Here is a 4,158-nt window from a genome sequence, read left to right as displayed (position 1 = left end):
TTTAAAAAAAACGAAAAAAAGTGCTTGCATAGGAGAAAGGGTTATGATATTATAATTAAGCAAACGCCTAAATAGCTCAGTCGGTAGAGCAAACGGCTGTTAACCGTTAGGTCACAGGTTCGAGCCCTGTTTTAGGCGCCATTTTTTTGGCTCGTTGGTGAAGTGGCTTAACACAGCGCCCTTTCACGGCGTCATTCACGAGTTCGAATCTCGTACGAGTCACCATTAAAAATGAAAAGTCCGCAAGGGCTTTTTTGTTTTATGCGGGTGTATAGCCTTAGTGGGGCATGCCCTCACAAGCGTTCAGGCATTGACTGCAGATCAGGCATCCAAGAGAGACTTAGATTGCAGAATATAGAAGTCGTATAAATCCCTTACCGTGGGGATAAGCGGAGTAAGGGCCTGGTGAACGATGAGTGCCTTTATGGCAAATAAGTATGCGTTTACGCTTTCAAAGGACGGGAGTAATAAATTTTTTAAAAAAGCAAAAAAAGGCTTGCATTTCATAGAACGCTGGAATATAATATCAAAGCACGGCAAGAGAAAGCCCTTGAAAATTAGGAAGCTTTCAACAAAACATTGCATTCCGCTGTCAGGTGTGATAAGATGATTTTGCTAAAATCTTGCTGTTGATATATATGTCTTCTTAGCTCAGTTGGTAGAGCAACTGACTCTTAATCAGTGGGTCTAGGGTTCGAGTCCCTAAGAGGACACCATTTGCTTATGAATAGGTCGAATACTTAAGGTATCCGGCCTTTTTTCTATAAATCTTGTTTCCAATGTTGAAAATAGTTGGAAACGCAGATCTTTAGAAGTGAGGCTGTCGGAAAAACTCCATCCCTATCGACGGGAAAAAATATTTTTGCTTCATAGAATTTTGCGTATAATGAAATCAAACCGAGTAGTGGCGAGAGGATAACGGAGGAAGAAAAGAATGAATACACCGGAATTGGAAACAGAACGTCTGCGGTTAAGAAAATTCACAGAAAATGATCTTTCGGCAATCTATGCGATTTTCAGTGATCAGGAGGTCAATACTTATCTACCGTGGTATCCTTTGGCAAGCCTGGCTGACACTCAATCTTTTTTTGAGAAACACTTTCTTTCGGTATATGCCAAACCGAAAGGGTATGCTTACGCGATTTGCCTGAAAAGCGACGATATCCCGATTGGCTATGTCTGTGTAAGCACGAGGGAAGGTCACGATCTGGGATATGGATTACGCAAGGAATTCTGGCGGCGCGGAATTGTGACCGAAGCGGTCCGGGCGGTGATTCAACAGGTTAAAGAAGAGGGACTGTCGTATATCACCGCGACCCATGACGTTAATAATCCGCACAGCGGCCGTGTTATGCAGGCGGTCGGGATGCGTTATCAATATTCCTATGAAGAAATGTGGCAGCCGAAAAACATTTTGGTCACATTCCGAATGTATCAGCTTAATCTGGATGGAAACGAGAATCGTGTCTACCGCGGGTATTGGGATCAATATCCGAAGCATTTCGTAGAGAGTATTGAAAACTAAGAACGGTGGATTCTGACTGCCGCTTTTTTTCCTGTTTCTATAATTCCTCAAATCCGTTATGATGGAGAGGAAGACAAGGAGAAGAACGATGAGAAAAATAAGCTTCGGAGTTTTAGTACTCATCCTGCTTTGCGGCTGCAGCGTCTATCGGAAAGCAGCGTCTGCGGAAACAGAGGATAAACAGAAAGAGAAAACGGAGTTGATTTCCGTTGATGACCGGCTGCCTTCGATGACTCTGAAATTAAGAAACAGTGTGATGAAGGCCTGTGAAAACGGGAAATATGGAGCGATTGATGAAACGGGAATGCCGGTTGTTCCCTTGGAATATGATCAGCTTACGATTCTGAGCGACGGTCAGATCCTCGCTGAAACAGCCAGTCAATATACCCTTTACGATGCAGCGGGAACGTCGCAGGAATTAACGGCGGTTAATCAACAAGTTCAGAACTGGGATTCATTTCGTTTTGATTTGACGCTGAATTTGTTCAGAGTTGAAAAAGAGGGTCGATACGCGGTCATGAATTTTACGGGCGAATTGTTGACGGAACAGTTTTATGACGAGGTTCAGCGGGTGCTTAGTGTTGCACCGTATTCTTCGGAGGCTCCGGTTTTTCTGGCTGCCGAGCGGAATGAGAATGGATATGAGGTCAATTTATATACCTCCGCAGGAAAACGGATAACTTCAAAGAGCTATAAACAAACCGGCGCCGACGGTGTTTTCGACGTTTCTTATTACGAAGATCACGCAGGCGGCGGCCTTGTCGCGATCCGCAACCGGGATTCTTACGACGGCATTGATCTGAATGGGAATCTATTATTCAGCGGGGCTGACCATGTGGAATACAACGAATCCATCGATGCACTGATTGCGGAAAAAGACGGGAAATCCGCAATTCTGAATCAAGCGGGACAGAAAGTGGACTTTATCTATGATCGGATCCAGCGCTATACCGATCAATCCGTGATTATTACACAAGCGGGAAAGTCCGGTATTTTGGATGCGGAAGGAAAAATCATTCTTCCGGTCAGCTATGACGAAGTGCTGTATCTTTACGGATTACCTGAATTAACGGAATTCAACGTGAGAAACGGTGCTCAACGACAGGTTATCGATCAGGAAGGGAACGTTTTGTTTGAACATCACAGCGATGAATTATATAAAGAAGGCAATTACTATGCCATGCGGGGAACCGGTGGAACGATGGACAGTCAGGGACATGTTGTTTCCCCGGATCTGAACTTATATCGTTATAACGGAAAGGATCGCTATACAGGAGAAATCCACGGCATTTCTTGCCTGCTGGATGAAAATCTGGAAATCATCCAACAGTTTCCGGATCTGGACTGGATTTCGACCGTATGCTCGGGGACTCGGTGCAGTCAAAATTATTTTCAATTTTTAAGGGAGAGCATTCATTATGGTGTGATGGACAGAACGGGCGAAATTCTTTTTGAAGATGCGGAAATCGAACAGCGTGGAGATGTTACCTTGATTAGTGCCGAGGAGAAAATCATCTGTGCTGCCGATTCGCTGACCCAGGCATTGCCTGCGAGTGCAGAGGCAGCGGTTCATCCTACGGAAATTCAAGGTGTGTCGGGGATTTTTATCGGTGAAGCCGGAAATCTGACCTTTTATGATCTGGATTTAAAACCGTTATACACCGTGGCCGCCGACCGGATTGTTCTTGAGCTTCCGGTCTTTGAGACAGAAGACGGAACAAAATTCAAAGAATTCATCATTGAAAAGGATGGGAAACAGGGGGTGATGCTGGAAACCGGGGAAATGATTCTGGAACCGGTTTATGAGGAGCTTCTTCATTTCTACTGGACAGGCTACGGAATGGCGGTAAATCAGGGAAAAGCGGCGGTTTTTGATTTCCGCGGGAATTGGATCACGGATTTTGTTTATACCCTTAATGAAAATTTCAAAATTCATGAAAATCGGATCGTAGGGGAATGGTATACCAACGCCAGCGAAGGAGAACCGACGGTTTATCAACGCGAACGGGTTATCACTGACGAATCGAAGGGGAGTTAGACGAACAAAAGGGAAAGCTCGAAATTGATCGCAGAAACTTATAAACGAACACACACGGGAATTGACGGACCAACGAAATTATAGTATATTCTAATTAGAATATATCTATATAGATATATCAAGAGAAAGGACCGGCGGAGTACCATGAATATGGACGCTGAGACCGGACTGGAAAGAGCGATGAAACTATTAATTTCGGATTTAGACGGGACGTTATACCCGCGGAAGGAGTCGCTGAATCCTCATCAGCGGGAAGAAAACTTCAAGGCGGTTAAGCGCTGGGTTGACCGCGGGCATCAATTCGCGGTGGCCACAGCACGGGGATTGCATCATTATCCGGCAATTCGGGAAGCGCTGGGCTTCGACGTTCATTTCATCGGCGGCAACGGCGCCGCCGTCCGGCTGGTGAATGGCGAAACGATAATCAAACAGCTGCCATGCAGCGTTTACATCGATTTGTGCCGATTTGTGCGCGAGCAAGATTTAAATGTCAGTGTCACCACCGGATATCACAATCAATGGATCTGGTCGCACAACGACCGGTATCCGCGCGGTGTAGCGGCGTATGACGGGATCTGGGATTCCATCGAAATTG

At 45.4% G+C, this 4,158-nt stretch carries 3 protein-coding genes and 3 tRNA genes; all 6 read left to right on the top strand.

Going from position 1 to position 4,158, the window contains the following annotated elements; genetic code table 11:
• The first annotated feature begins 65 nt into the window (after positions 1-65).
• A tRNA-Asn gene (locus HOLDEFILI_RS09855) sits at positions 66-141 on the top strand.
• Between the two features lie 7 nt (positions 142-148).
• Positions 149-225: transfer RNA gene (locus tag HOLDEFILI_RS09850), tRNA-Glu, on the top strand.
• A gap of 415 nt (positions 226-640) precedes the next feature.
• Positions 641-716: transfer RNA gene (locus HOLDEFILI_RS09840), tRNA-Lys, on the top strand.
• 218 nt (positions 717-934) lie between these two features.
• Entirely contained in the window at positions 935-1,525 is a 591-nt protein-coding gene (locus HOLDEFILI_RS09835) for a GNAT family N-acetyltransferase (RefSeq protein WP_006059509.1), read from the top strand.
• An 88-nt stretch (positions 1,526-1,613) separates the two neighbouring features.
• Positions 1,614-3,563, top strand: coding sequence for a WG repeat-containing protein (locus HOLDEFILI_RS09830; RefSeq protein ID WP_039864626.1), 1,950 nt, complete (start codon positions 1,614-1,616; stop codon positions 3,561-3,563).
• Positions 3,564-3,707: 144 nt separating this feature from the next.
• The coding region (locus HOLDEFILI_RS09825; RefSeq protein WP_006059507.1) for an HAD family hydrolase at positions 3,708-4,158 on the top strand (451 nt) is incomplete at its 3' end.

Origin of the sequence: Holdemania filiformis DSM 12042 (genome assembly GCF_000157995.1) — a bacterium.
In the GTDB taxonomy this organism is placed as follows: Bacteria; Bacillota_I; Bacilli_A; order Erysipelotrichales; family Erysipelotrichaceae; genus Holdemania; species Holdemania filiformis.
Note: the sequence above shows the minus strand (reverse complement) of the source record. Positions and strands in the feature narration are given on the sequence as shown.

What these genes read in the sequence shown, in the direction of transcription:
- HOLDEFILI_RS09830 (WP_039864626.1), top strand. Translation starts at nt 1,614, where the DNA reads ATGAGAAAAATAAGCTTCGGAGTTTTAGTACTCATCCTGCTTTGCGGC.
- HOLDEFILI_RS09835 (WP_006059509.1), top strand. Translation starts at nt 935, where the DNA reads ATGAATACACCGGAATTGGAAACAGAACGTCTGCGGTTAAGAAAATTC.